This is a genomic window from Lentzea guizhouensis (assembly GCF_001701025.1).
Lineage (GTDB): Bacteria > Actinomycetota > Actinomycetes > Mycobacteriales > Pseudonocardiaceae > Lentzea > Lentzea guizhouensis.
Genome location: NZ_CP016793.1, coordinates 4742394 through 4767813 on the forward strand (window position 1 = coordinate 4742394; position 25420 = coordinate 4767813).

General features: G+C 70.3%; 23 protein-coding genes. 17 read left to right on the forward strand and 6 right to left on the reverse strand.

The features are described 5' to 3' along the window. Positions 1 to 28: 28 nt before the first annotated feature. Together BBK82_RS23495 and BBK82_RS23500 are read right to left on the reverse strand one after the other, a co-directional pair. Positions 29 to 2248: a carbonic anhydrase gene (locus BBK82_RS23495; RefSeq protein ID WP_335618105.1), complete on the reverse strand. Its 2220-nt coding sequence runs from the start codon at positions 2246 to 2248 to the stop codon at positions 29 to 31. Between the two features lie 389 nt (positions 2249 to 2637). Then, the gene (locus BBK82_RS23500; protein ID WP_065916931.1) at positions 2638 to 2955 is read right to left on the reverse strand and encodes a hypothetical protein; all 318 of its coding nucleotides are present in this window, start codon (positions 2953 to 2955) and stop codon (positions 2638 to 2640) included. 149 nt (positions 2956 to 3104) lie between these two features. Here BBK82_RS23500 and BBK82_RS23505 point away from each other — a divergent pair, with 149 nt between their 5' ends. From BBK82_RS23505 to BBK82_RS23520, 5 genes are all read left to right on the forward strand, one after another. Continuing rightward, positions 3105 to 3953 carry a helix-turn-helix domain-containing protein gene (locus BBK82_RS23505; protein ID WP_065921296.1) on the forward strand — a complete coding sequence of 283 codons (849 nt, stop codon included), beginning with the start codon at positions 3105 to 3107 and terminating at the stop codon, positions 3951 to 3953. 81 nt (positions 3954 to 4034) lie between these two features. Further along, positions 4035 to 4169 carry a DUF397 domain-containing protein gene (locus BBK82_RS23510; RefSeq protein WP_418287517.1) on the forward strand — a complete coding sequence of 45 codons (135 nt, stop codon included), beginning with the start codon at positions 4035 to 4037 and terminating at the stop codon, positions 4167 to 4169. Positions 4170 to 4500: 331 nt separating this feature from the next. Next, entirely contained in the window at positions 4501 to 7329 is a 2829-nt protein-coding gene (locus tag BBK82_RS23515) for an AfsR/SARP family transcriptional regulator (RefSeq protein WP_065916933.1), read from the forward strand. 108 nt (positions 7330 to 7437) lie between these two features. Continuing rightward, positions 7438 to 7593 carry a hypothetical protein gene (locus BBK82_RS50445; RefSeq protein ID WP_154697450.1) on the forward strand — a complete coding sequence of 52 codons (156 nt, stop codon included), beginning with the start codon at positions 7438 to 7440 and terminating at the stop codon, positions 7591 to 7593. Positions 7594 to 7613: 20 nt separating this feature from the next. Then, the gene (locus tag BBK82_RS23520) at positions 7614 to 10112 is read left to right on the forward strand and encodes an ATP-binding protein (RefSeq protein WP_335618106.1); all 2499 of its coding nucleotides are present in this window, start codon (positions 7614 to 7616) and stop codon (positions 10110 to 10112) included. Between the two features lie 49 nt (positions 10113 to 10161). Here BBK82_RS23520 and BBK82_RS56330 read toward each other — a convergent pair whose 3' ends face one another. Further along, complete coding sequence (locus BBK82_RS56330; RefSeq protein ID WP_335618107.1) at positions 10162 to 10308, reverse strand: hypothetical protein; 147 nt, start codon at positions 10306 to 10308, stop codon at positions 10162 to 10164. 10 nt (positions 10309 to 10318) lie between these two features. On the opposite strand from BBK82_RS56330, the gene BBK82_RS56335 reads away from it, so the two are divergent. The 7 genes from BBK82_RS56335 (at position 10319) to BBK82_RS23550 (ending at position 18959) form a co-directional block, all read left to right on the forward strand. Continuing rightward, a complete protein-coding gene (locus BBK82_RS56335) occupies positions 10319 to 10576 on the forward strand; it encodes a response regulator transcription factor (protein WP_335618108.1) in 258 nt (85 codons plus the stop codon). A 115-nt stretch (positions 10577 to 10691) separates the two neighbouring features. Continuing rightward, positions 10692 to 11444, forward strand: coding sequence for an ABC transporter ATP-binding protein (locus BBK82_RS23525; protein WP_065916934.1), 753 nt, complete (start codon positions 10692 to 10694; stop codon positions 11442 to 11444). Positions 11445 to 11451: 7 nt separating this feature from the next. Next, positions 11452 to 13968 (forward strand): ABC transporter permease, encoded by a 2517-nt coding sequence (locus BBK82_RS23530; RefSeq protein ID WP_065916935.1) that lies wholly within the window; start codon positions 11452 to 11454, stop codon positions 13966 to 13968. 493 nt (positions 13969 to 14461) lie between these two features. After that, positions 14462 to 15724 carry an ABC transporter substrate-binding protein gene (locus BBK82_RS23535; protein WP_065916936.1) on the forward strand — a complete coding sequence of 421 codons (1263 nt, stop codon included), beginning with the start codon at positions 14462 to 14464 and terminating at the stop codon, positions 15722 to 15724. A 71-nt stretch (positions 15725 to 15795) separates the two neighbouring features. Further along, positions 15796 to 16701, forward strand: coding sequence for a carbohydrate ABC transporter permease (locus tag BBK82_RS23540; RefSeq protein WP_418287518.1), 906 nt, complete (start codon positions 15796 to 15798; stop codon positions 16699 to 16701). 7 nt (positions 16702 to 16708) lie between these two features. After that, entirely contained in the window at positions 16709 to 17533 is an 825-nt protein-coding gene (locus BBK82_RS23545) for a carbohydrate ABC transporter permease (RefSeq protein ID WP_065916937.1), read from the forward strand. Between the two features lie 4 nt (positions 17534 to 17537). Beyond that, positions 17538 to 18959, forward strand: coding sequence for a GH1 family beta-glucosidase (locus tag BBK82_RS23550; RefSeq protein WP_065916938.1), 1422 nt, complete (start codon positions 17538 to 17540; stop codon positions 18957 to 18959). Between the two features lie 90 nt (positions 18960 to 19049). On the opposite strand, the gene BBK82_RS23555 is transcribed toward BBK82_RS23550, so the two are convergent. Further along, on the reverse strand, positions 19050 to 20249 hold the full coding sequence (locus BBK82_RS23555) for an esterase-like activity of phytase family protein (RefSeq protein WP_065916939.1): 1200 nt from the start codon (positions 20247 to 20249) through the stop codon (positions 19050 to 19052). 117 nt (positions 20250 to 20366) lie between these two features. Here BBK82_RS23555 and BBK82_RS23560 point away from each other — a divergent pair, with 117 nt between their 5' ends. Continuing rightward, entirely contained in the window at positions 20367 to 20891 is a 525-nt protein-coding gene (locus BBK82_RS23560) for a GNAT family N-acetyltransferase (RefSeq protein WP_083268108.1), read from the forward strand. Positions 20892 to 20975: 84 nt separating this feature from the next. Then, positions 20976 to 22001, forward strand: a complete 1026-nt coding sequence (locus BBK82_RS23565; protein ID WP_065921298.1) for a LacI family DNA-binding transcriptional regulator — start codon at positions 20976 to 20978, stop codon at positions 21999 to 22001. A 149-nt stretch (positions 22002 to 22150) separates the two neighbouring features. On the opposite strand, the gene BBK82_RS50450 is transcribed toward BBK82_RS23565, so the two are convergent. Both BBK82_RS50450 and BBK82_RS23575 read right to left on the reverse strand, forming a co-directional pair. Continuing rightward, entirely contained in the window at positions 22151 to 22534 is a 384-nt protein-coding gene (locus BBK82_RS50450; RefSeq protein WP_154697451.1) for a hypothetical protein, read from the reverse strand. Positions 22535 to 22670: 136 nt separating this feature from the next. Continuing rightward, positions 22671 to 23021, reverse strand: a complete 351-nt coding sequence (locus tag BBK82_RS23575; protein WP_065916942.1) for a hypothetical protein — start codon at positions 23019 to 23021, stop codon at positions 22671 to 22673. A 152-nt stretch (positions 23022 to 23173) separates the two neighbouring features. On the opposite strand from BBK82_RS23575, the gene BBK82_RS23580 reads away from it, so the two are divergent. The 3 genes from BBK82_RS23580 (at position 23174) to BBK82_RS23590 (ending at position 25398) form a co-directional block, all read left to right on the forward strand. Beyond that, positions 23174 to 23710 carry a DM13 domain-containing protein gene (locus BBK82_RS23580; protein ID WP_065916943.1) on the forward strand — a complete coding sequence of 179 codons (537 nt, stop codon included), beginning with the start codon at positions 23174 to 23176 and terminating at the stop codon, positions 23708 to 23710. A gap of 223 nt (positions 23711 to 23933) precedes the next feature. Next, positions 23934 to 24884, forward strand: a complete 951-nt coding sequence (locus BBK82_RS23585; protein ID WP_065916944.1) for an AraC family transcriptional regulator — start codon at positions 23934 to 23936, stop codon at positions 24882 to 24884. 10 nt (positions 24885 to 24894) lie between these two features. Next, the gene (locus BBK82_RS23590; RefSeq protein WP_065916945.1) at positions 24895 to 25398 is read left to right on the forward strand and encodes a hypothetical protein; all 504 of its coding nucleotides are present in this window, start codon (positions 24895 to 24897) and stop codon (positions 25396 to 25398) included. Positions 25399 to 25420 lie beyond the last annotated feature (22 nt).

A 25420-nucleotide genomic window follows, 5' to 3' on the forward strand; every position in this document is an offset into this window, starting at 1 on the left:
CCGGGAAATCGGGGCGGCTCCGGCGTTTCTAGGCCGGTGACGGCACCGGTTCGAGCCCGTTGCGGTCCGGGTCCACCAGGTACACGCGGGCGTTCGAGATGTCGAAGTACATGCCCTTCAACGAGAGCGTGCCCGCCGCGATCGCCTCCCGCACGCTCGGGTGGCCGAGCAGGTTGTCCAGCTGCTGCGCCACGTTCGCGACGGCCAGCCGGTCGGCGACCGGCAGCTCCGCGCAGCGGGGCGCGGCGGGGGCGTGGAAGCGGATCAGCGACGGTTCGGCGTTGCGCAGCCACGAGTGCAGGTGCGAGCCGCGCGACGCGCCGCCGTTCACCAGTGCCTTCATCGCGCCGCAGTCGGAGTGTCCGCACACGACGACCGTGCTGACGTTGAGGATCTCCACCGCGTACTCGATCGCGGCGCCCACCGAGCGGTCGTCGGAGCCGTGTGTCGGCACCAGGTTGCCGATGTTGCGCACGCAGAACAGGTCACCCGGCCCGGACGTGGTGATCAGGTTCGGCACCACCCGCGAGTCGGCGCAGGTGATGAAGAGCTGCCGCGGCCGCTGCCCGCGCACCGCCAGCTCGTGCAGGAACGGCCGGACGAGCGGCGCGGACCGGCGTTCGAACTCGAGCATGCCGAGCAGCATGGGGTCGCTCTCCGGCGCGGACCGCTGGGCAGGCAGCGCGGGTGCGGCCGAGCTCTGCCAGTGCGACCACGGCGCGAACCAGCGCGGCAGCGGGCCGGGCAGCGTCTTGCGCCGCCCCGGTGTGCCCTGGTTCGCGCGGTCGTACCAGGTGTCGTGCACCTCGTCGACCCGCACCCGGCCGCCGAGCCGTTCGTAGCCCTCGCGCCAGTCGTCGATCGCCTCGAACGACGCGTGGTCCAGGTAGTCGACGTGCAGCTCCAGCACCACGGTCTGGCCCAGCGGCAACCGGCGCAGCTCGCGCACCAGCCGCCCGACGCCGAGGAACACCAGCGACCCGTGCACGCACACCCGGTTGCCCTCGACGCGCACCGAACAGTGCGTCAACCGGTACAGCGCGCGCAGCAACGCGATCACGAGCCCCACGACCACGCCTTCGAGCAGTCCGAACAGGACGACGCCGAGCGCGGTCGCCGCGTAGACCCCGAACTCCTGGTGCCGCAGCAGGTTCCGCATCCGCTCGACGGACACGAGCCGGAGCCCGACGACCAGCAGCACACCGGCCAGCGCCGCCAGCGGGATCTGCTCCAGCGCCGCCGCGAACGCGAGCACCGCCACCGCGATCCACAGCCCCTGCAGGACCGCCGCGCACCGGGTCCGCGCGCCGCGGCGACGTTCGTGGAGCTGCGCGCCAGGCCGCCGCTGATCGGGAACCCGCCGAGCGCGCCCGCCAGCACGTTGCCGGTGCCCTGCGCGAGCAGCTCCTTGTCGAGCCGGGCGCGGCCCGTCGTGCAGCCGGTCCACGGCCACCGCCGACAGCAACGACTCCATGCTCGCCACCAGCGCGACCGTGACGACGGCCGCGACCACCGTGCCGACGCTGCCCTGCGGCACCGCCGGGAACACCAGGTCGTGGCTGTCCGGCAGGTCGACCCGCGCGACGTCGAGGGGCAGCACGACCGCCAGCCCCGTGGCGACGGCGACGGCCACCAGCGGCGCGGGTACCAGCGAGGCACGCGGAACCCGTGGCCACAGCAGCAGGACCGCGATCGCGACCGTGCCGGCGACGACCGACCCGAGGTGCGACCCGGCGAGCTCACCCGGCAGCAGCGCGAGGTTCGCGGGCACCGTCGAGGCCGCCGTGCCGCCGAGCACCACCACGAGCTGCCCGACCGCGATCGAGATGCCGATGCCCGCCAGCATCCCGTGCACGATCGCGGGTGACAGCGACATCACCAGCCGGCTGATCCCGGTGAGCCCCAGCACGAGCTGCAGCACCCCGGCCGCCAGCGTGATCGCCGCCGTGGCCGCCCACCCGAACTGCGCCACCAGCCCGGCCACGATCACGACGAGTCCGGTGCCGGGCCCGCTGATCTGCAACGGCGCCCCGCTGAGCGCACCGACCACCACACCGCCGACGACCGCCGAGATGAGCCCGGCCATCAACGGCGCACCGGTGGCGTGGGCGATCCCGAGGGAGAGCGGGATGGAGATAAGGAACAGCACGAAGCTCGCCGGCAGGTCGTGCCGCAGCACCAGCCGGGACGTGCCCGGAGGACTGTGCGGCGTGTGGTCGGCGGCGTTGGACCTGTGGAGGTGGTTCACGTGTCTTGCCTTTCGTGGGAACAGCCGCATGGCCCTGTGCAACAGGCACAGGGCGTGGGGAGGGGAGTGAGCGAAGGGGCCCTCAGGAAGGTTCTAAGGGCAGCAGGCGGCGCGGCCGGACGGCAGCGAGCGCGTCGGCGCGGTCATGCGGGGTCGGCACGGGAACACCTCCGTGTCGGCACGAGAATCCGGGATCAGGCCGCGTCACCACCAATGATGCGGGCGGAGTCGGCGCTGTGACAGATGTTTCAGCCGGTCGTGTTGATCTTCGCGGTCAAACCTCACGCGAAGTGACGACCCGGCTGGACGTAGAAGGGCCGGCTCCGGTCGGGGGATGCGGAGCCGGCCCAGGTCAGGTCGGAGCTGAAGGACTGTGGAGTTCGGCGGGGTCAGCCCACCGAGCGCAGGTGCTTGCCGCGCGAGGTCTCCTGGCCCACCACGGTCAGGATCAGCTGCGCCGACAGATAGGCCCGGCACGGCGCGGGCATCCGTCGGGAGAACCAGCCGCGCTTGCACGTGGCGCAGCGGCCGTGCTCGTCGGGCTGGTGCTCGTCCAGCAACGCCTTGACGACCGCGACCACCCTCGGCAGCTCTACCCTGGCGAGCACGAGGGCCGTCTGGTCGTCACCGCGCACGGCGAGGTCTGCGAGTGTGGCCAGGTGGGAGTGCAGCGACTTGTCCAGTTGGCTGAACACCGTGACGGCCATCAGGCTCAGAGCTCCAGTCCTTGCGTGAGCAACCCATGCAGACTGGCCTGCTCCAGATGAGAACTGCAAGTTGCAGTACACGAATGGATGACGTCCCTTTGCGGGGATGTTCTTTGCTCTCAAACTTGGAGCCGGACCAGGAGGTGTGGATGCCACGGGGTAGCAGCCCGACCCTGCGCAAGCGCCGGCTCGTGAGCGAGCTGCGGCGGTTGCGCGAAGCGGCCGGGCTGACGATCGAGGAGGTCGGAGAGCGCCTGGAGTGCTCGGCGTCCAAGATCAGCCGCATCGAGACCGGCAGGGTGGGGGTGAGCCCGCGCGACGTGCGGGACATGCTCACCGCCTACGGTGCGGACGCCGCCACGCTCGAGGAACTGGTCCAGCTGGCCAGGGAGGCCCGCCGCAAGGCGTGGTGGGACGAGTTCGGCGACATCGTGCCCGGTCGCTACGTCGGGTACGAGGCCGACGCCGACTCGATCAGGACCTACCAGGGCCTGATGATCCCCGGTCTGCTGCAGTGCGAGGCGTACACGAGGTCGTTGATCTCCCAGGTGCTCCCCGAGGCGAGTGCCGCGGAGATCGACCGGCGGGTCCGGTTGCGCAAGGCTCGGCAGGCCCTGCTGAGCGAGGACGACCCGTTGCGCCTGCACGTCGTGATCGACGAGGCCGCCCTGCGCAGGCTCGTCGGCGGCACGGGGGTGATGCACACGCAGATGGCGCGTCTCCTCGAAGTCGGTGCAATGCCGAACGTCACGATGCAGGTCGTGCCGTTCAGCGTCGGTGGTTACGCGGCGATGGACGGGCCGTTCGTCATCCTGAGCTTCCCCGAACGGCTCGACCCCGACGTGGTGTACATCGAGAGCACTAGAAGCGGCGTCTACTTGGAGCAGTCGAGTGACGTCAATTGGTACGCCGAGGTGTTCGAGCGCCTGGTGAGAACCGCCCTCAAGCCGGCGGAATCTGCATCCCTGATCACAGAGGTCGCTCGCACACTCACGTGACTTGAGACCGGGAGTGAACGAAGAGTGGAAAGCTTGCGTTGGCGCAAGAGCAGCCGATCGTCCGCCAGCGGGCCGGACTGCGTGGAGATCGCGCTCGTCTCAGCCGGTGCGGCTGTGCGTGACAGCAAGAACGCGGACGGGGCCCAGCTCCGGTTCGGTTCCGCCGGATGGGAGAGCTTCCTCTCCGCCGCGAGAACCGGCGTGTTCGTCGGCTGATCGTCAGGTACCCGCAAGAACCACGAAGCCCCGGCTGATCACCCAGCCGGGGCTTCGTCGTGGTCAAGGGGGACGAGGGCCGGCCGGCGTTCCGCCGCCGCGGGCTGGATGCCCCTTGCACGCCGGCCGACCCACGTCGATCATGGGGAGCAGCGGGTGTTCCGCTGTCCGGTCCAACCCCGTCGACTGGTTCGATCCCCGGGTTTCCGTTGATCTCGCCGTCTGTGGTTGGTTGGACACGCTAAGCGTAAGAATGCCTTCTACAGCACGACTGGAGCCCGACTGAAGTGATCTTCAAGCTCCAGGTGGCCACCAGGCGAAGGACAGATCGGTGACACTCGGCGAGGAGCCCCTGCGGTTCGAGGTTCTCGGCCTTCTCCGGGTCGTTCGCGCAGGTCACGAGCTTGATCTCGGGGCGGCGAAACAACGTGCCGTGCTCGCCGTGCTGCTGCTGTCGCGCAACACCTCGGTGAGCCGGGGGACGATCATCGAGGCCGTCTGGGGCGACAACGTGCCCTCCAGCGCGGTCAACCTCGTGCAGACCTACGTCGCCGGGCTGCGGCGCGCGCTGGAACCGACCCGTGCCCGCCGGGCTCCCGCGGAGCTGCTGACGTCGGTCGGGGACGGGTACCTCCTGCGGGTCGAGCCGGGCGCGCTGGACCTCGACGTCTTCGAACGCCAGGTCTCGCTCGCGCACCGCATGAGGGTGGCCGGGGACCTGGCCGGAGCGGCGGTCGAGCTGGACGACGCGCTGGCGTTGTTCCGCGCGGAGCCGCTGGGGGGATTGTCCGGCCTCTTCGCCGACGTCGAACGCGGTCGTCTCGTGGAACGCCGTCTGGCCGTGGTCGAGGAACGCGCCGAGCTCGGTCTTGCGATCGGACAGGGGCCTGAGCTCGTTTCGCAGCTCACCTCTCTCGTGGCCGACCATCCGTTGCGGGAACGCGGTCACGGGCTCCTGATGCGCGCGTTGGTCCAGGCGGGACGGCAGGCGGAAGCCCTGGCGGCCTACCGGGAGGCGCGCCGGGTGTTGATCGACGAGCTCGGTGTGGAGCCGGGGCCGGAGCTGCGCCGGGTGCACCAGGCCGTGCTGGCGGGGGACAGCCCGGAACCGGAACGCGCGCCGGTCCGCCTACCGGCGCAACCCGCGCCCGAGCCCGTGGTGACCGTGCCCGCGCAGCTGCCGCGCGCGCCCGTCGCGTTGATCGGCCGGGACGAAGAGCTGGCGTTGATGGACTCGTTGCTGCGCGCGCACGACGGGCCCGTGCTGCTGGTGACCGGTCCGGCCGGTGTGGGCAAGACGGCGCTGGCGTTGCACTGGGCGCATCGGGTCCGCGAGGAGTTCCCGGACGGCCAGCTCTACGTCGACGTGCACGGCTACGACCCGAACCGGGAGCCGCTGGAGATCGGCGAGGTGCTCAACCGGTTCCTGCGCGCGTTGGGCGTGCCGGCCGGCGACACCCCGGTGTCGGTCGACGAACGGTCCGCGTTGCTGCGCACCCTGCTGGCGGACCGCCGGATGCTGGTGATGCTCGACAACGTCCGCGGCTCCGGCGACCTGCTGCCGCTGCTGCCGGGCGCGCCCTCGTGCGTGGTCGTGACCTCGCGCCGCCGCCTGGTCGGCCTGGTCGCCCAGGTCGAGGCGAAGCTGATCGAGCTCGACATGCTCACCACGGACGCCGCCGTCGACGTGCTGGGCCGCATCGCCGGCCGCGCCGACGTGGAGGCGGCCGCCCTGCGGTCGCTGGCCGAACTGTGCGACGGCCTGCCGCTGGCGCTGCGCATCGCCGCCGCGCGCCTGGCCGTGTCACCGAAGCTGCGTGTCGCCGAACTCGTCGAAGAGCTGCAGGACGAACACGGCCGGTTGGCCGCCCTCGGCCTGGAGGACGGCGAAGGCCCCGTGCGCGCCGCACTGGACGCGTCTCGCCGTGCGCTGCCACCGGTTCCCGCTCGCCTGTTGCCCGTCATCGGTCTGCACCCCGGCGCCGACCTGACCCCGCACGTCGTCGCCGCGATGGGCGAGATTTCCTTAGTGGAGGCCCACCGCGCACTGGAAGCGCTGGCCGCCGCGAACCTGCTCTCGGTCTCCGAACCGGGCCGCCTGGTCGCCCACGACATGGTCCGCGTCTACGCGAAGACGCTGGCGGGTGAGCTCTCCGAACCGGAACGCCGCGCCGCCACCGGCCGCATGCTCGACTACTACCTGCACTGCGCCGACCTGGCCGACGGCCTGCTCCCGATCAACCGCGGCAGCGTCCTCGTGGCCCCCGAGCACCGCCCGGCCGCCGTCCCGTCGCTGACCGGCCCGTCCGACGCCATGGCCTGGTTCGACGCCGAGCGCGCCAACCTCATCGCCGCCACCGAACACGCCGCGGTGTCCGGCTGGCACGTCCACGCCTGGCAGCTGCCGTACACGCTGTCGCGCTACCTCTGGCTGCGCACCGAACGCGAGACCTCGCTCCGCATCACCCAGGCCGCACTGGCCGCCGCGAACGCGCTCGGCGACGACGACGCCCGGTTCGTCATGCAGTTCAACCTCGGCGTGGCGCTGTTGCAGGTGGAACGCAAGGAAGAGGCGCTGGCCGCCCACCGGGGTGCCCTGGAGGTGGCCCGCCGCAAGGCGGACGTCCACCAGCAGGCCCGCGCCCTCACCACCGTCGCCGGCACCCTCATGGACCTCGGCCGCACCGAGGAGGCGGAAGCCCACTACCGCGAGGCGATGGAGGTCTCGCGCATCGCCGGTTCGAAGTGGGCGGAGGCCAACGCGCACCACCACCTCGGCCTGCTCTACCTCGCCAACCACCGCTACGACGACGCCATGCCGTGGCTGCGGGTGGCCCTGCGGATGTACCACGAGGTGGGCGAGCAGTGCGGCGAGGCGGCCTGCCACGTCGACCTCTCCACCGCACTGCTGGAAACCGGCGACACCGAGGGCGCGCTGTCCTCGGCCCGCACCGCACTGGCCGTCGCGTGTGACGCGGTGTCGCCCTACCACCAGGCTCTGGCGCACGACCGGCTCGCGGCGGTGTTCGACCGGCTGGGAGCGGCGGGCGCGGCGGCGCACTGGCAGCGGGCGCTGGCGTTGTTCACGGAGCTGGGAGCACCGGAGGCGGACGGCATCCGGGCGAGGCTGGCACGGGCGCGGGTCGTGACGGTGGGCTAGACGGTGCCCTGGCCGCCGCAGTGGTGGCACGGGGTAAGGCTCTGCACCCGCAACCCTCACCCGTTCTCCCAATGCCCGCGGACCACCCTCAGCACCACTCTGAGGTCCATGACCGAATGGACCCCGGAAGCACTCAACGCCGAGATCGCCTACCGCCGCGCCAACGCCCGTTGCGCCTGGCAGCGCTCCAACGGCAGCCCGCGCAGCTGGTTCCACCGCGTGATCCACCGCACCTCGCGGAAACCCGGCGGCACCAGCCCGTGAGGTGTGCGAGCATGCCTCACGTGGCACGCCTAGGTTCCGGAATTCCCCTGGTCGCCCGCGACCGCGAGCTGACCCGGTTGCGCGCCGCCCTCACCAACGCGGGCAACGGCACCGCCGCCGCGGTCCTCCTCGCCGGCGACGCCGGTGTCGGCAAGACCAGGCTCGTCGACGAGCTCGCCGCTGCCGCCGACGACACGCTCGTCCTCTTGGGACGGTGTCTCGACGCGGGTGAGACCGGGCTGCCCTACCTGCCGTTCGCCGAGGCCCTGGGCCAGCTCAAGACCGAGACCGCGCACCGGCCTGCGCTCGCGATGCTCCTGCCGCAGCTGGCACTTCCGGCCGAACGCGAACCCGGCACCGAGGCGATGCTGGCGCCCAGCCTGATCCCGGGAAGGCGCCCCGAGCAGGACGTCGGGCAGCTCCAGCTCTTCGACGCGGTGCTCGGCCTGCTGACCGAGCTGTCGGAGCGGCAGCGGGTGCTGCTCGTCGTCGAGGACCTGCACTGGGCGGACGCGTCCACCCGGTACCTGCTGTCGTTCCTGTTGTCCCGCTTGAAGTCCCAGCGGCTGCTGGTGGTCGGCACCTACCGCGGTGACGACCTGCACCGCAGCCACCCGTTGCGGCCCTTGCTGTCCGAGCTCGTGCGGCTGCCCGCGGTGGAGCGGCTCGACCTCGCGCCCTTCAACGCCGCCGACGCCCGCAGGTTCGTGGACGCGTTGAGCGACGACCTGCCGCAGGACGTCGTCCAGCAGGTGGCGGACCGGTCCGAGGGCAACGCGTTCTTCGCCGAGGAGCTCATCGCGGTGGCGACGTGCGACGACCGGTCGTCGCTGCCGAGTGCGCTGGCCGACGTGCTGCTGAGCCGGGTCGAGCGGTTGAGCCCGGAGGCGCAGCACGTCGTGCGGGTCGCGTCGGTGCGCGGGCGCCGGGTGCAGCACGAGCGGCTCGAGGAAGCCGCCGGCATGAGCGACGTCGCGCTCGACACCGCGCTGCGCGAGCTCGTCCAGCACCACCTGCTCGTCGTGGACGACAGCGAGATCTACACCTTCCGGCACGCGTTGCTGCGCGAAGCCGTCTACGGGGACCTCCTTCCCGGCGAACGGGTCCGGCTGCACGCCGCGTACGCCCACCACCTCGCCCAGCACCTCGACGAACGCGGTGCCGCGGCGGCCCTGGCGCACCACGCGTTCCAGAGCCACGACCACGGGCAGGCGCTCACGGCGTTCATCAAGGCCGCCAAGGAGGCCGAACGCGCGGGTGCGCCCGCGGAGTCGTTGCAGCACCTGGAGATGGCGCTCAACCTGTGGAACGCGGTACCGGAGGCCGAGCGTCCGTCCGATGTGGACGAAACGGTGCTGCTGCGGCGGGCGTCCTGGGTCGCGGGCACGGCCGGCCAGCCGGAGCGGGCCGTGGCGTTCGGGCGCAGTGCGAAGAAGGCGTTCGCCGGGCAGTCACCGGAGGAGCAGGCGGAGGTCCTGCTGCGGCTCGCCCAGGCGTTGTCGAACCTGGACGGCAACGACCAGGAGCACCGCGAGGTCATGACGGCGGCGTGGGAGCTGGTCCGCGACCGGGAGGCGAGCCCGACGCGGGCGCGCGTGCTCGCCGGGATGGCGTCGCTGCTGCGCCAGGAACGGCGTGGCGACGAGGCACGGGAGGCCGCCGAGCGCGCCATCGCCGACGGGCAGGCGGCGAACGCGCCGGGAGCCGTGGCGGACGCACTCGGCACGCTCGGCATCCTCGACGACTACGCGGACCGGCCGGAAGAGGCCCGGCAGAACTTCGAGCGGGCGATCACGTGCGCGCGGGAGGTCGGCGCGGTCAACACCGAGCTGCGGGCCCGGTACTACCACGGCCTGCTGCACTACGACCGCGGTGAGCTCACCGCGGCCGCCCGCGTCTACAACGAGGCCGGCGACCGGGCCCAGGAGACCGGCCTGACCTGGAGCGTGTTCGGCCTGGAGATCCGCATCCAGCAGGTGCTCGTGCACTACTACCTGGGCGACTGGGACTACGCGGACTGGGCCAGCGAACCGCCGGGCATGTCCGTGTCCTCGACGGTGCTGGCCAGGTTGCGGGCCGCCAACACCCACCTCACCATCGCCCGCGGGCAGCTGGCCGAGTCCGAGCGCGTGATCACCAAGCTGCGCAGCGACTGGCACCGCGACAGCCAGATCGCGCTGATCACCGGCGGTACCGGCGGTGAGCTCGCGCTGTGGCGTGGTCGTCCGGAGCTGGCCGTCGAACGCATCACGGACGTGCTGGAGTGGACCCGCAAGCTCGGCGGCCCGTGGGGGCTCGCCGACATCAGGATCGGCGCGGTCGGCGTCTCCGGTTACGCCGACATCGCCGCCAAGGCCCGCCGCAAGCGGGACGCGCAGGCCGAGCGGGACGCCGTGGAGGCCGGCCGCGAGCTCGCCGAGCACGTCCGGCTGACCGCGCGCAACGGTGTTCCGCGCTCCGGCACGCTCGGACCGGAGGGCCGCGCCTGGCTGGCCCTCGCAGGCCGAGGAGTCCCCTGACCGGAGCCGGTGACCCCGCGCTCTGGCAGGCCGCCGTCGACGGGTTCGGCTACGGCCTGGTCTTCGAGCAGGCGCTGTGCCGGTGGCGGCTGGCGGAGGCGCTGCTCGGCGCCGACCGCAGGGACGAGGCCGCCGACGAGCTGCGCAAGGCCGACGAGACCGCGACGAAGCTCGGCGCGAAGGTGCTCGCGGACACCGTGGCCGCGGTGGCCAAGCGCGCTCGCATCACCCTCAGGGCGGACGCACCGGCCCGGGACGAGGTCGACCTCTTCACGCCTCGGGAGCGCGCGGTGCTGGAGCTGGTGGCCGCCGGGCGCACGAACCGCGAGGTCGGCGAGGAGCTCTACATCAGCGAGAAGACGGTGTCCGTGCACCTCTCCCGGATCATGGCGAAGCTGGGGGCCTCCCGGCGTGCGGAAGCGGTGGCGATCGCGTACGACCGGGGTCTGCTCGAAACACCGTAGGTTGTCATCCTCCAGGCTGATGCGGAACGCGTCGCCGAGATGATGTCCGCGCACTAGGCGCCGAAATAGCTTCTTCCTCGTCAAGGACAGACCCCCTGCGAGGAAGGCAAGCGACATGTCTGCACTGGTGTCCGAGGTCGGCACCCGGACCGCCGCGGCGGCCCACAACCTGGTGAAGGTCTACGGCAAGGGTGACACCGCGGTGCGGGCGCTCGACGGCATCAACGTCGCGTTCCAGGCCGGGCGGTTCACCGCCATCATGGGCCCGTCGGGTTCCGGCAAGTCGACGCTGATGCACTGCCTCGCGGGACTGGACACCGTCGACAGCGGTGCGATCCACATCGGACAGACCGAGATCACCAAGCTGAACGACAAGGACCTCACCAAGCTGCGCCGCGACCGCGTCGGGTTCGTCTTCCAGGCGTTCAACCTGCTGCCGACGCTGACCGCGGAGCAGAACATCCTGCTGGGCCTCGAACTGGCCGGTCGCAAGCCCGACCGGGAGTGGTTCGACACCATCGTCAACGTCCTGGGCCTGCGCGACCGGCTGACCCACCGCCCGACCGAGCTGTCCGGTGGCCAGCAGCAGCGCGTGGCCTGTGCCCGTGCCCTGGTCGCCCGTCCCGAGGTCATCTTCGCCGACGAGCCGACCGGCAACCTGGACTCGCGCAGCGGTGCCGAGGTGCTGGACTTCCTGCGCATGTCGGTCCGCAAGCTGGGCCAGACCGTGATCATGGTGACGCACGACCCGGTGGCCGCGAGCTACGCCGACCGCGTGGTGCTGCTCGCCGACGGCCGGCTCGCGGGTGAGATCCACCAGCCCACCACCGAGTCCGTCGTCAACGCCCTGACGCACCTGGGGGCGTGAGCCAGAAATGCTGAAGACGATCCTCGCGGGCCTGCGTGCCCGCACGGCGAGGTTGGTGCTGTCCAGCATCGCCATCGCGCTCGGCGTCGCGTTCGTGACGGGCACGCTCGTGCTCGGCGACGCCGTCGAGGCCCAGACCAGGGACAACTTCGCCCGCAGCGCCCGCAACGTGGACGCCGCGGTGCACCTGTCGGAGAACAGCACCGACCGCGACAACGGCATCCCGGCCGACTTCGTCCAGAAGATCCGCGCCACCAACGGCGTGGCCGGCGCGGACGCCCGCGAGTTCGGCAGCGCGGCACTGCTCGGCAGTGACAACAAGGCCCGCAACGCGCTGGTCCAGCCGTTGCCGACGACCGAGAAGCTGCGGGACTTCAACCTCAAGGAGGGCAAGTTCCCGGTCAAGGCCGACGAGGCCGCGATCGACACCAAGACCGCCCAGGTCGCGAAGCTCAAGGTCGGCGACAAGCTGAAGCTGCTCGACGAGGAGAACGCCGAGCACGCGTTCACCATCGTCGGCACCTACCAGCAGGGCGCGAGCAGCGTGTCGATGTCCGGCAGCGACCACGTCGTGGTGTCGCCGGAGGGCCTGCGCACGGTCATCCCGAAGCAGCGCGTCTACGAGATCGTGGCGGTCGCCAAGGACGGCGTCTCGCAGCAGCAGCTCGTCGACAACATCAAGGGTGTCATCGGCGCCGGCTACGACGTGCAGACCGGTGAGCAGCTGACCAAGGAGACCCTGGAGCAGGTGGGTGATGCCGCCGGGGAGATCAGGTCGGTCCTGCTGGCGTTCGCCGCGATCTCGCTCGTCGTCGCCGGCATGGTCATCTACAACACCTTCACCATCCTGGTCGCCCAGCGCACGAAGGAGCTCGCGCTGCTGCGCTGCGTCGGCGCCGACCGCAGCCAGGTGTTCCGCAGCGTGCTCGCCGAGGCGGTCTTCATGGGCCTCGCGGCGTCGGTGCTCGGCATCCTCGGCGGACTCGGCGTCTCGGCGGGCCTGCAGGCCTTCATCGGCTCGGTCGGCGGGCCCAGCGGGGACGACTTCCCGATCCGCCTGCCGATCTCGTGGGTGACGATCGCCGCCGGTTTCGGCGTCGGCGTGGTCGTGACCGTGCTGTCGGCCGTGCTGCCCGCCCGCCGCGCCACGCAGGTCGCCCCGGTGGCCGCCCTGCGCTCGCAGCCGGACAGCCACGACGACGTCGCCCGCACCGGCAAGATCCGGATCATCGTCGCCGCGCTGATCCTGGCGGTCGGCGGTGCCGCGGTCTACTTCGGACTGCAGCAGGAGAAGGAAGAGCCCGCGCTGTTCATCACCGGCGGCGCCACGATGGTGCTGCTGCTCGCGGTGCTGTTCCTCGGCCCGCTCTACGTGGGCCCGATCAACAGCCTGTTCGGCAAGGCGCTGCGCGGTGTCCCGGCCAAGCTGGCCTCGGCCAACGCGGGCCGCAACCCGAAGCGCACGGCCGCCACCACGGCGGCGCTGATGATCGGCGTGACCATCGTCGCGATGGTGACGGTCGTGGCCGGCAGCGGCCGCGAGACGATGCTCAAGAAGGTCGACGAGCGGTTCCCGGCCGACTACGAGGTCACCTCGAACGTCTACAGCCAGCCGCTCGGCCAGAAGTTCGCCGACGAGCTCACCAAGGTCCGCAACGTCGAGAAGGTCGCGCCCGAGCTCACCGCGTCCACCGAGTCGCCGCAGCTCCCGTACGCCTACGTGACCGGCTACCCCGCGGACGCCATCGGCTCGCTGGTGCGCGCCGAGACGACCACGGGTCCGCTGGGCACGCTCAAGGACAACGAGATCGCGATGCGCGAGAAGGAGGCCAAGGAGGCCGGCCTCTCGGTCGGCTCGTCGGTGAACCTCGGCGGCAAGGACTTCAAGGTCGTCGCACTGGTCAAGGACAACAGCTTCGGCACCGGCATCGTGACCCTGCCCGCGGCCACCGGGTTGCTCGAGGAGCCGCTGAAGGGCTACCAGAAACTGCTGGTCAAGCTCACTCCTGGCACCGACATCACGGTCGCGCGGGCCGACCTGGAACGGGCCATCGCGAGCTCCCCGGTCGCGGTGCTGAACTCGGCGGCCGAGACGAAGGCCGAGCTCAACGGCCAGATCGACCAGATCCTGCTCTTCATCTGGGCGCTCGTCGGCCTGGCGCTGATCATCGCGCTCTTCGGCATCGCCAACACGCTGACGCTCTCGGTGCTGGAACGCACCCGCGAGTCCGCACTGCTGCGCGCCCTGGGCCTGACCAGGGGCCAGCTGCGGCAGATGCTGGTGGTCGAGTCGATCCTGATGGCCCTGATCGGCGCGGTCGTGGGTGTCGCACTCGGCGCCGGCTTCGGCTGGCTGCTGGTCGAGGCGATCTCGAACGCCGAGTTCCAGATCAGCTACTCCATCCCGTTCGGCCAGATCGGCATCATGCTGGGCCTGGCCGTGGTCGCGGCGATCATCGCGGCCGCCCTGCCCGCCCGGCGCGCGGCGAAGAACTCGGTGGTCGCGGGCATGGCGGAGGGGTAGGACGTCTGCTCGTGGCCGGGGTCGGGGCCTGGCCACGAACAGATCGGGCGCGCGGAACAGGGGCCGCGCATCCAGGGGGATCGGTGGAGGTCCGGCGCCGTCGGGGCGCCGGACCTCCGCATCGTTCCAGGTGCACGCGGGGAGCTTTCGTGCACTCCTGGTGCACGGAAGCTCCCCGCGTACCCGCTGCCGGCCGTCTCAACCGGAAGGGTGGAAAAAATCTTGGGGGCACGCGTCATTTTTTGCGTGCAAGGCCCTCTACCTGGGATGAGAGGGACGACCGGAGCGAGGGCCCGGTCGTCCCTCTCTCCGTTTCCGCACCCGGTCGTGGTCTCGATCGGGACACGCGGCCGTTCCGGCCCTGGTTTTTGTTGCTCGCCTCCACAAAGTTACGGAACGATGTCGACCGCTTGACAGCGGCGCCTCTCCAGTTGAGTGTGAGAGCGCTCTCACCGAGGTTCACATGCGCCTACGGCGCCGTCGAGGAGGACGGATGAACAGAAGGCTGGTCGGCAGCGCTGCTGCGACCCTCGTGATGGTTCTGGTCGCGGGATGCGGCGGGAGTTCCGAGGCTGACGGCAAGATCGAGCTGTCACTCGGCCTGTTCTCCGACTTCGGCTACGACAAGCTGATCGAGGAGTACATGGCCTCGCATCAGAACATCAAGATCGAGCAGCGCAAGGTCAAGATGGAGCAGCACAACACGCAGCTCGCCACGCAGCTGGCGGGTGGCCGCGGTGCCGCCGACATCGTCGCGCTGGAGGAGGGCGTGGTCTCGCAGTTCCGCGCCTCCAAGGACAAGTTCGTGAACCTCGCCGAGTACGGCGCCAAGGACCTCAAGTCGCAGTGGGCCGACTGGAAGTGGAACCAGGGCACCGCCGACAACGGCGAGTTCGTCCTGGGGCTCGGCACCGACATGGGCAGCCTGGGGCTGTGCTACCGCAGCGACCTGTTCGCCGCGGCCGGTCTGCCCACGGACCGCGCCGAGGTCGCGAAGCTGTGGCCGACCTGGGCGGACTACGCGAAGGTCGCGGACCAGTTCACGGCCAAGACGCCGAACGTGAAGTTCGTCGACACCGGCCGCAACGTCTACAAGGCGATCCTCGACCAGACCGAGGAGGGCTACTTCGCGAAGGACGACTCGTACATCGCGGAGCGCAACGACAAGGTCAAGTCCGCGTTCGACACCGCGGCGGCGCTGGGCACCAAGCAGCAGACCGGTGCGCTGGAGCCGTTCAGCCAGGAGTGGAACGTCGCGCTGAAGCAGGGGTCGTTCGCCACCACCACCTGCCCCGCGTGGGCGCTCGCGCTCATCAAGGCCGGTGCCGGTGACGGTGCGGCCGGCAAGTGGGACGTCACGACGGCGCCGGGTGGCGGCGGCAACTGGGGCGGGTCGTTCCTCGCGATCCCGAAGCAGAGCAAGCACCCCAAGGAGGCCTACGAGCTGGCGAAGTGGCTGACCGCGCCGGAGCAGCAGAAGCGGATCTTCAAGGAGACCGGCAACCTGCCCAGCCAGCCCAAGGTCTACCAGGACGCCGAGGTCCAGGCCACGGTCAACGAGTACTTCAACAAGGCGCCGGTCGGGCAGATCTTCGCCACCTCCGCCGAGTCGCTCAAGCCCACCTACCGCGGCACGAAGGACTCGAAGGTCGGCCCGGTGTTCGCCAGTGCGCTCACGCGGGTCGAGCAGGGCAAGCAGTCCGGAGCCGACGCCTGGACGCAGGCGTTGAAGGAAGTGCAGGACGTCGTCAAGTGACGTTGACGCGCACGGAGACCGAGGCGGCCCCGGCCGCCTCGGTTCCTCCTTCTCAGGACGGGCCCCGGCGGCTGGGGCTGAGCCGCTGGGACGCCAAGTACACGCCGTACCTGATCATCACGCCGTTCTTCGTGGTGTTCGCGATCTTCGGGCTCTACCCGCTGCTGTACACGGCGTGGGTGTCGCTGCACGACTGGCAGCTGATCGACGGTGACCAGGGATTCGTCGGTCTGGAGAACTACAGCCGGTTGTTCGGCGACCCGAACTTCTGGAACGCGCTGTTCAACACCCTCAGCCTGTTCGTGCTGTCGACGGTGCCGCAGCTGCTCGCCGCGCTCGGCCTGGCCGCGCTGCTCGACCGGGGCCTGCGGGGCAGTGCGTTCTGGCGCGCGGGCGTGCTGCTGCCGAACGTCATCTCGGTCGCCGCGGTGGCGCTGGTGTTCGCGCAGTTCTACGGCCGCGACTTCGGCATCGTGAACTACCTGCTGGGCCTGGTCGGGATCGACCCGGTCGACTGGCGGGCCGAGACGTGGGCCTCGCACCTCGCCGTCTCGTCGATGGTGATGTGGCGCTGGACCGGGTACAACGCGCTGCTGTACTTGGCTGCGATGCAGTCGGTGCCGAAGGACATGTACGAGTCGGCCACGCTGGACGGCGCCTCGCGCTGGCGGATGTTCTGGTCGATCACCGTGCCGTCGATCCGGCCGACCATCCTCTTCACCGTCGTCACCTCGACCATCGGCGGCCTGCAGCTGTTCGCCGAACCCGCGCTGTTCGACCCCGGCTTCGCCGCCAACAACTCGACCGGCGGCAGCGACCGGCAGTTCCAGACGCTCGTGCTCTACATGTACGAGAAGGGTTTCCGGCTGTTCGACGCGGGCTACGCGGCCACCGTGGCGTGGATGCTGTTCATCGTCGTGCTGCTGGTCGCGGTCATCAACTTCTCGCTGACGCGGCGCATCGCGTCGAAGGGGTGATCGCCCGATGACTCGCATGAAGGCGGGACCGCTGCTCTACGGGTTCCTCGTCGCGGTGCTCGCCGCCTCGATCTTCCCGCTGTACTACTCGTTCATCGTGGCGTCGAAGGACAACTCGGTGCTCGGCGAGAAGCTGCCGCCGTTGATCCCCGGCGGCAACCTCGTCGAGAACGTCACCCGCGTCTTCGACACGGTCGACTTCTGGCTCGCGATGCAGAACTCGTTCATCGTCGCCTCGACCGTGGCGATCTCGAACGTCGTGCTGGGCACGCTCGCGGGCTTCGCGTTCGCCCGGCTGCGGTTCAAGGGCCGCGACTCGCTGTTCCTGGTCGTGCTCGGCACCGCGATGGTGCCCACGCAGCTCGGCGTCATCCCGCTGTACATGCTGATGTCGGACCTGGACTGGTACGGCACGCTGCAGGCGGTCATCGTCCCGGTGCTGATCGGCTCGTTCGCGGTGTTCTGGATGCGCCAGGCCTGCGAGGAGACCGTGCCGTACGAGCTGATCGAGGCCGCGCGCGTCGACGGGTGCTCGGTGCTGCGGACGTTCTGGCACGTCGGGTTCCCCGCGGTGCGGCCACAGGCGGCGGTGCTGGGCATGTTCACGTTCATGACGGCCTGGAACGACTTCTTCTGGCCGCTGATCGTGCTCGACCCCAACGACAGCCCGACCGTGCAGGTGGCGCTGTCGTCGCTGGCCAGCGGGTACTACACCGACTACTCGCTGATGCTGGCCGGCGCGTCGCTCGCCGTCCTGCCGGTGATCGCGATCTTCGTCCTGCTGTCCCGCCAGATCGTCGGAGGAATCATGCAGGGCGCGGTGAAGGGGTGAGTGAATGACAACCGACTCGGACGTCGAGGTCGAGCGGGAGGTGCTGAGCTTCCCACCGGGCTTCCTGTGGGGAGCGGCCACCGCGGCGTTCCAGATCGAGGGGTCGACCACAGTGGACGGTCGGGGGCCTTCGATCTGGGACACCTTCGCGGCGACACCGGGCAAGGTGCTGAACGCCGACGGCGGTGACCCGGCCTGCGACCACTACCGCAGGTACTCCTCCGATGTGGACCTCATGGCGTCGCTGGGCCTGGCCGCCTACCGGTTCTCCGTCGCGTGGCCGCGCATCCAGCCCGGTGGCAGCGGGGCGGTCGAGGAGCGCGGGCTCGCGTTCTACGACCGGTTGGTGGACTCCCTGCTGGACAAGGGGATCCAGCCGCTGGCGACGCTGTACCACTGGGACCTGCCACAGGTGCTGGAGGACTTCGGGGGCTGGCGCAACCGCGACACCGCCTACCGCTTCGCCGAGTACGCGGCGATCGTGCACGACCGGCTCGGCGACCGGGTGGAGGCCTGGACGACGCTGAACGAGCCGTGGGTGTCGGCGTTCCTGGGCTACGGCAACGGCATCCACGCCCCCGGCGTGGCCGACCCGGTGGCCTCCCTGGAAGCCGCGCACCACCTGCTGCTGGCCCACGGCCTGGCCACCCAGGCGTTGCGCGCGCAGGCTCCGGCGTCGCACCGGCTCTCGCTCGTGCTGAACTTCAGCACGATCTGGGCCGACGACTCCTCGGAGGCCTCGCTGGAGGCCGTGCGCAAGGTCGACGGCCTGCAGAACCGCATCCTGCTCGACCCGGTGCTCGGCCGCGGCTACCCCTTGGACGTCCTCCAGGACACCAGCTGGCTGGGCGACTGGACGAACGTGGTGCGCGACGGCGACATGGAGACCATCGCGACCCCGGTCGACTGGATCGGCGTCAACTACTACAACCCGACGCGCGTGGCACCGGCCGAGGAGGACTTCGTGCCGGAGGGCCCGCACGCCGGCCTGCGCGGGGTGGCGTTGCAACCACCGCGCGGCGAGCTCACCGGGTTCGGCTGGGAGCAGAACGCCGACGCGTTCACCGAGCTGCTGGTGCGGCTCTCGCAGCACGTCGACGGCATCCCGCTGGTCGTGACGGAGAACGGCTCCGCGTTCCCGGACACGGTCGACGAGCTGGGCCGTGTCGTGGACGTGCAGCGGACGAAGTACCTGGTCGACCACGTGCGCGCGGTGCACAGGGCGATCGCGGCGGGTGCGGACGTCCGCGGCTACCTGGCCTGGTCGCTGCTCGACAACTTCGAGTGGGCGGCCGGGTACTCGCAGCGGTTCGGCATCGTGCACGTCGACTTCGAGACGCAGCAGCGCACGGTGAAGGAGAGTGCGGCGACGTTCTCCCGGATCATCGGGAACAACGGCCTGCCCGCGCACGGCTACACGGTCTGACCCGGACCGGCGCACCCGGACCGAGGGGTTCGGCGCTCTCACCTGCGGATGACTCCGTCCACAGGTGAGAGCGCTCTCTCGTTTCGGGCCTCAGCGGCGGCGCAGCACCCGCGGGTCCGCGTGCAGGGTGTCACCGAGCTTGATGGTGATGAACTCGTTGTCGTCCGGCTTGCCCGGCGTGCGGCCCGACGACGACGGGAAGTTGTTGTCGTTGATGACCAGCAGCGTCCGGTCGTCGAGGATCGTGACGTCCTCGATCGTGGTGAACGGGAAGCGGAACGGGTCGGCCTGGCCGCCCACGCGCTTCGGGTTCGCGATGTTGAGCAGGTCGGCGACCAGCGTCTTGTCGAGCTTGCCGTCCCGGTCGCGGTCGCGCTTGTCGGCGAGGTAGATCCGCTTGATCTGCGCGGCGTCGCCCTGGCCGCCGTCTCGCTCGATGACCAGCAGCCGGTTGCGGTCGACCGCGATCGCGTCACCGATGGCGAGGCCCGGGTTCTCCAGCTGGTAGACCCAGGTCGTGCCGGTGAACTCGTTGCGCGCGACGTCGAACTCGTTCAGCCGCAGCGTGCCCGGCGCGTCACCGGTGACGGTGCCCTCCAGCAGCGCGTTGATCGTCTTGCCGTCGGGGGAGAGGGTGATGGCCTCGAAGCCCTTGCTGCTGCCCAGGTTCGGGTTGCCGGCCGGGTTCTCCGGCGCGCGCACGCCCGGCAGTGCCACGGGGGCCGAGAGGAGCCGGCCCGCGCGGTCGAAGTGCAGCAGGTACGGGCCGAACTCGTCACCGATCCAGTAGGTGCCGTCCTGGGTCCGCGTGATCGACTCGATGTCGAGGTCCTGGCCGGTCAGCACGCGGTCCGTGCGCACGAGCGGGAACGGCACCTTGTTGTCCGGGTCGGTGAGCGTGATGCCGCCGAGGACGTCGACGCCGCCGCCCCGGAAGTCCGGCGCCACGCGGTGGATGCGCAGCAGGAAGTCCGCGCTGTTGGCCTTGGTGCCGAAACCGTTGTCGGAGATGACGTCGTAGGTGCCGTCGCTGTTGCGCAGCACGCCGCTGAAGCCCTGGACCGGCTGGTCGGCGAACGGCGGCGTGACGCCGTTGATCGGGGCGGTGCCGAGCGCGGCGCCGCTGGGCTCGCTGCCGGGGACGTACGTCTGCGCCGGCAGTGAGGCGAAGTTCGTCAGGGTGGCCTGCTTCGGGGCCTGGTGACGAGCCGTGCCGGGGGCGGCGGTGGTGGGGGTGGCCAGTGCTGTGACGGTCAGCAACGTCAGGCCCACGGCCAGAGTTCTCCTCATGGCGCGCACCCTACGGCGCGCAGGTGAACACGATTCAGCGTTGCGGACACGGAATCGTCCGGCCGCTTTTACCGCGGTGTCGCGCCGCCGCAACAGCGCCTCGCAATCCTGGTTCGCATGATGCGAGGAGTGCTCGAAGACGAACTGGTTCTGCGTCCGGGCACGGTCGCGGACTCCGAAGCCGTTGCCGCGTTGCACGGCAGATGTTCGATGGGGACGTTGTTCAACCGCTACCACTCGGGGATGAGCACGATTCCGAGGCGGTGGGTGCACCGACTCCTCAGCCCGCCGCGCGGAACGACGATCGTGGCCGGACGCGGTGACCGGCTGATCGCCATCGGTCAGCTCATCCACACCGGACTGCCCGGCTGCGCGGAGGTGTCGCTGCTGGTGGAGGACGCGTGGCAACGCCGTGGCGTGGGTTCGCGGCTGTTGTCCGCATTGGCTTCCGACGCGCGGTTGTTCGGTTATCGGGAGCTCGTCGCGTGGTGCCTGCCTTCCTCAGCGGCATTGGTGCGGACCGCCGTCTCCGCCGGGTTGCCCGCGACGACACGCCGGGAGGACGGATTGCTCCGGGTGTCCATCGACCCACGTGGAGGCATTGTGACGACGCCGATCGCGGTCGCCGTTGGCGAAAAATGACGGCCGACAACGCGTAAACCCTCCTCCGAGATCGCTTGCGGCTAAGCTGACCAGCGTCTCAAAGGTTTTCATCGAGGAGTGGTGGTGCTCGTGTCCAACCACGCGCGACCGACGCTGGAGGACGTGGCCGCGAGGGCCGGGGTCTCCCGCGCCACGGCGTCACGGGTGCTGAACGCGTCGCCGAGGGTCAGCCCCGAGGCACTGGAGGCCGTCAACGCCGCCGTGCACGCCCTGGGCTACCAACCCAACCGCGCCGCGCGGGCACTGGTCACCCGTCGCACCGGCGCCGTCGCCGTCGTGTTCTCCGAGCCGGAGCCCAAGATCTTCGACGACCCCCACTTCGCCCGCCTGATCCGCGCCGGCGCCCGCGCGCTGGCCGACGTCGACGTGCAGATGGTCCTGATGCTGGTGCACTCGCCGGACGACCAGGCCCGCGCCCACCGGTTCCTCGCCGGCGGCCACGTCGACGGCGCGCTGGTGTTCGCCCCGCACCGCAACGACGAGCTCGTCTCGATCGTGAAGAAGCTCCCGCTGCCCGTCGTCTACGCCGGCAAGCCGTGGGGATCTCTGCGCGGCATGCACCTCGTCGACAACGACAACGAGGGCGGCGCCGTGCTCGCGACCGAGCACCTCAAGTCGCTGGGCCGTCGCAAGATCGTGCACGTCTCCGGCCCGCTGGACGAGCTGTCGGCGATCGACCGGCTCAACGGCTTCAAGTCGGCGCTGAAGCTCGACGACAAGGCCGCCGCCCGGCTGACCGAGGACGGCGGCTTCACCCGCGAGGGCGGCCGCAAGGCGATGACGGCGTTGCTCGCCAAGGTGCCCGCGCTCGACGCCGTGTTCGTCGCCTCCGACCTGATGGCCGCCGGCGCGCTGGAGTCGTTGCTGGACGCCGGGAAGCGGGTGCCGGAGGACGTCGCGGTGGTCGGGTTCGACGACCACGTGGCGATCGCCGAGCACACCGCGCCGCCGCTCACCTCGGTGCGGCAGGACTCGGACTCGCAGGTGAAGCACATGGTCGAGCACCTGATGAAGCTGCTGCGCGACGAGACCGTCAAGCGCAAGCAGGAGATGCTGCCGACGATGCTGGTGCGCCGCGAGTCGGCCTGAGCGCTGCGGACGCGGAAAGACCTCGGCGGGGGCGGACTCTGGTCCGCCCCCGCCGAGGTCTTTTCCGGATGTTCAACGGAGACCACGACCGGGAAGGCGGTCGCGCGGATCGGCTGAGCGAGCCCTGACTGCTCAAGGCGCGCGGGAGGTCAGCCCAGGTTCTTGCAGGTGGGCGGCGGCAGCGGGTTCAACGGGCTGCACGGCCAGCCGGACGGCGTCGTCGTGGTCGTCGTGGTCGTGACGACCGGAGGCGGTGGGGCCGGGTTGGTGACGGCCGGCGGTGGGGTGGTCCTCTTCGGCGTCTGCTGGGTGCTCGACGTGGTGGTGGACGAGCTCGACGGGGCGCTGCTCGCCGGTGTGGTGCTCTCGGTGCTGCTCACGGACGTGCTCGGAGTGGTGGTGACCCAGCTGGACGCGGGGGTTCTGGCCGACGGGTCGTCATCCGCGACGCCGTGGATCGCCATCCCCACCAGTACACCGAGCAACGCGGAGCCGAGCACGGCGGAGCCACCAGCGGCCCACAGTGCGCGCACAGCAGTCCTCCTCAATTGCTCACGGGTTGAAGTCAGGTGGTCACGCTCACGGCACAGTACCCGGTGATCAAGGCTCCTGGAACGCTCACCTTTCAGCCTTATCGGCGCCCTGACGCCCCTGGTTGAGTGGTCGCCGTCACTGGACCGTGATCCGCGCCAGCACCAAACTGGCCCCCGCAAGCCCTGCCACCAGCACGGTTCCGGTCAGGTGCCACGTGGGAGCGTCACCCGTGCAGGTGAACACCTCGGTGAAGCGCTCCGAGGAGCAGGTCACGAACGGCACCGCCGACAACGCGATCGACGACGCCGCCACCCCGCCCAGCAACGCCGAGCCGAACACGCGCATGAGCGGGAAGGCGGCGTTGGCGGTGCCGACGGCGGCGACGGCGAACAGCAGGGGCACCGGCTTCGGGAAGAGGCCCGAGAGCGCGCAGCCGATCATCAGCACACCGAGCACGGCCTGGCCGATCCTCGCCTGCGTCGCCACGGCTGGGACCTTAACGGGGGAGTGCGCGGAAGCCCATGCGTGCGGGCGTCTCGTTGCGGAGCAGCAACGCCGGGCCGGTGATCTTCCGCGCCCGTCAGGTCTTAACAACTCCATAAGGTCTTTTCCGCCCGTTTTGCGCCAGTATTTTCGGCATGCGCCATCGCCGATTCCTGATCCCCGCCGCACTCGTCCTCGTGATCGCGCTCGGCGTCGGGCTGTACCTCTTCCAGCCGTGGCGCCTGCTCACGGTCCGCGAAACGAACGAGGCGCTCCTCGTCCCGGCGACGACCACTTCCGCACCCGCCGAAGCGCCCGTTTCCACCTCCGCGCAGCCGATGGTGGAAACGCCCCGGGAGGTCGCCGCCGGTGAGTGGCGCTCACTCGAACACGCCACTACCGGTAAGGCGAGCCTCATCGAACTCCCCGGCGGCGGCCATTCCGTCCAGTTCGCCGCCCTGAGCACGAGTGACGGCCCTGACCTGTACGTTTACCTCTCACCGCACGCGTCGAGCCAGCCGGAGAAAACCTTCGGTCAAGGATTCACCAGCCTCGGCAAGCTCAAGGGAAATCGTGGCGACCAGGTGTACGAAATCCCCGCCGGTGTGGACGTGTCCACCATTCGGAGTGTCGTGATCTGGTGCAAACGCTTCTCCGCGGGCTTTGCCGTAGCACCCTTGGAACAGGCCTGAAACATCCGGACAGACCTGCTCTGTTCGCCCTATTGACATTTCTGGTCTAGACCACATAGCGTCAACGTCAGGACGCAACATCGTCCCTTGCCGGTGGGCGGGCGGAAGCCCCATTGGTGAGGAGCACGGCTCACTGGGTGGGCCTTCGCCGGCGGTGGCACGACTCCCACTCTCCCCGGGGTCGTTCCACCGCCGGTGGCATGCGGACGTTTTACTGTGCCTCGTGCACACCCGGACCGTGGCGATCCACTACGTGCGCGCGGCCCTGCGCGCGTGCCCCCGCGCGGACGAGGTGCTCGCGGGGGCCGGCATCCCGGCCACGCTGCTCGCCGACGACCGGGCGCGCGTCACGCCGGCGCAGTACACGCGGCTCGTCCAGACGTTGTGGGAAGTGCTCGACGACGAGTTCATGGGCTTCGGGCCGCGACCGTCCAAACGCGGCACCTTCGCGATGATGTGCCTGCTCGCCGTGCACTGCCCGGACCTCGAGTCGGCGCTGCGCAGGGGCCTGGCCTTCTACGAGCTCTTCGACGAACCGCTCGACCTCGCCCTCGGCGACGGCACCTTCCGGCTGGACGTCCCCGGCGACGCCGACCACTTCCTCACCGAGTCGCTGCTCGTGCTGTGGCACCGGTTCTCGTCGTGGCTGATCGGCCGCCGCATCCCGCTCACCGGCGCCACCTTCGCCTACCCGGAACCCGCGCACGCCGGCGAGTACCACCTGATCTTCAGCTGCCCGCTCACGTTCGGCGCCGAGCACACGACCATCAGCTTCGACCCGAAGTTCCTGCGCATGCCGGTGGTCCAGGACGAGGCGGCGCTCAAGCGCTTCCTGCGGCACTCGCCCGCGGAGCTGTTGTCGCGCCGGGACTACGGCGCCGACACCGCGGGGCACGTCCGCCGCCTGCTGGGCAGCGGGGTCGGCGGCCTGGAGGCGGTCGCCGCACGGCTCGGGGTGAGCGCGCCCACGCTGCGGCGCAAGCTGGCGGCGGAGGGCACGTCGTTCCGCGAGGTGCGCGAACAGCTGCTGCGCGACCAGGCCGTGGCGTCACTGGTGCGCGGGGGTGAGTCGGTGGAGGAACTGGCGCTGCGCCTCGGGTTCTCCGAGGCGAGCGCCTTCCACCGGGCCTTCAAGCGGTGGACCGGGTCGTCACCCGGCTCCTACCGCGCCTAGGACGGCCGGGGTGTTCGGGTCGCGGACCGAGTTCGGTCTGGAGTTCCACGTCGAACGGGATCCAGGCCTGCTGTGCGTCGACGTCTTCGTCGGCGGGCTGCACGTGAACGGCTGGGACAACGCCTTCTACCCGCCGTTGCTGGTCAAGAAGCTCAAGGACGAGCTCGGCCGCTTTCGCGTGCCGGCCGCGCCTCCGGTGGGCTTCGTCTCGCCGGTCGAGGCGTTCCGCCTCGCCGAGGAGTGGACGAGCGACGACACCGGGCCAGGGGCGGAGTTCGGGAGGTGCGAGTTCCTGGAGTGGGGCGAGTGCACCGATGACGTGCTGGCGTTCGCCTTCCCCGACGGCGACCGCGTCCACCTCGCCTGCCGGACCCGCGGCGTCGGAGGCCCACCGGCGTCAGCGGTGGTGTCGATGAGCCGGCTGTCGCTCGTCGAGACGCTCGAGCAGGGCCTCGCCGTCGCCGAACGCGAGTGGGCGGCCCGGCTCGCCGCCCTGAAGGGCCCTCCGCCCTGAGACCCGCTCAGGGCGGAGGACA

Coding starts and splice junctions, on each gene's coding strand:
- BBK82_RS23500 (WP_065916931.1), bottom strand. CDS start 2,955: ATGGCCGTCACGGTGTTCAGCCAACTGGACAAGTCGCTGCACTCCCAC.
- BBK82_RS23505 (WP_065921296.1), top strand. CDS start 3,105: ATGCCACGGGGTAGCAGCCCGACCCTGCGCAAGCGCCGGCTCGTGAGC.
- BBK82_RS50445 (WP_154697450.1), top strand. CDS start 7,438: ATGACCGAATGGACCCCGGAAGCACTCAACGCCGAGATCGCCTACCGC.
- BBK82_RS23525 (WP_065916934.1), top strand. CDS start 10,692: ATGTCTGCACTGGTGTCCGAGGTCGGCACCCGGACCGCCGCGGCGGCC.
- BBK82_RS23530 (WP_065916935.1), top strand. CDS start 11,452: ATGCTGAAGACGATCCTCGCGGGCCTGCGTGCCCGCACGGCGAGGTTG.
- BBK82_RS23535 (WP_065916936.1), top strand. CDS start 14,462: ATGAACAGAAGGCTGGTCGGCAGCGCTGCTGCGACCCTCGTGATGGTT.
- BBK82_RS23545 (WP_065916937.1), top strand. CDS start 16,709: ATGACTCGCATGAAGGCGGGACCGCTGCTCTACGGGTTCCTCGTCGCG.
- BBK82_RS23550 (WP_065916938.1), top strand. CDS start 17,538: ATGACAACCGACTCGGACGTCGAGGTCGAGCGGGAGGTGCTGAGCTTC.
- BBK82_RS23555 (WP_065916939.1), bottom strand. CDS start 20,249: ATGAGGAGAACTCTGGCCGTGGGCCTGACGTTGCTGACCGTCACAGCA.
- BBK82_RS23560 (WP_083268108.1), top strand. CDS start 20,367: ATGATGCGAGGAGTGCTCGAAGACGAACTGGTTCTGCGTCCGGGCACG.
- BBK82_RS23580 (WP_065916943.1), top strand. CDS start 23,174: ATGCGCCATCGCCGATTCCTGATCCCCGCCGCACTCGTCCTCGTGATC.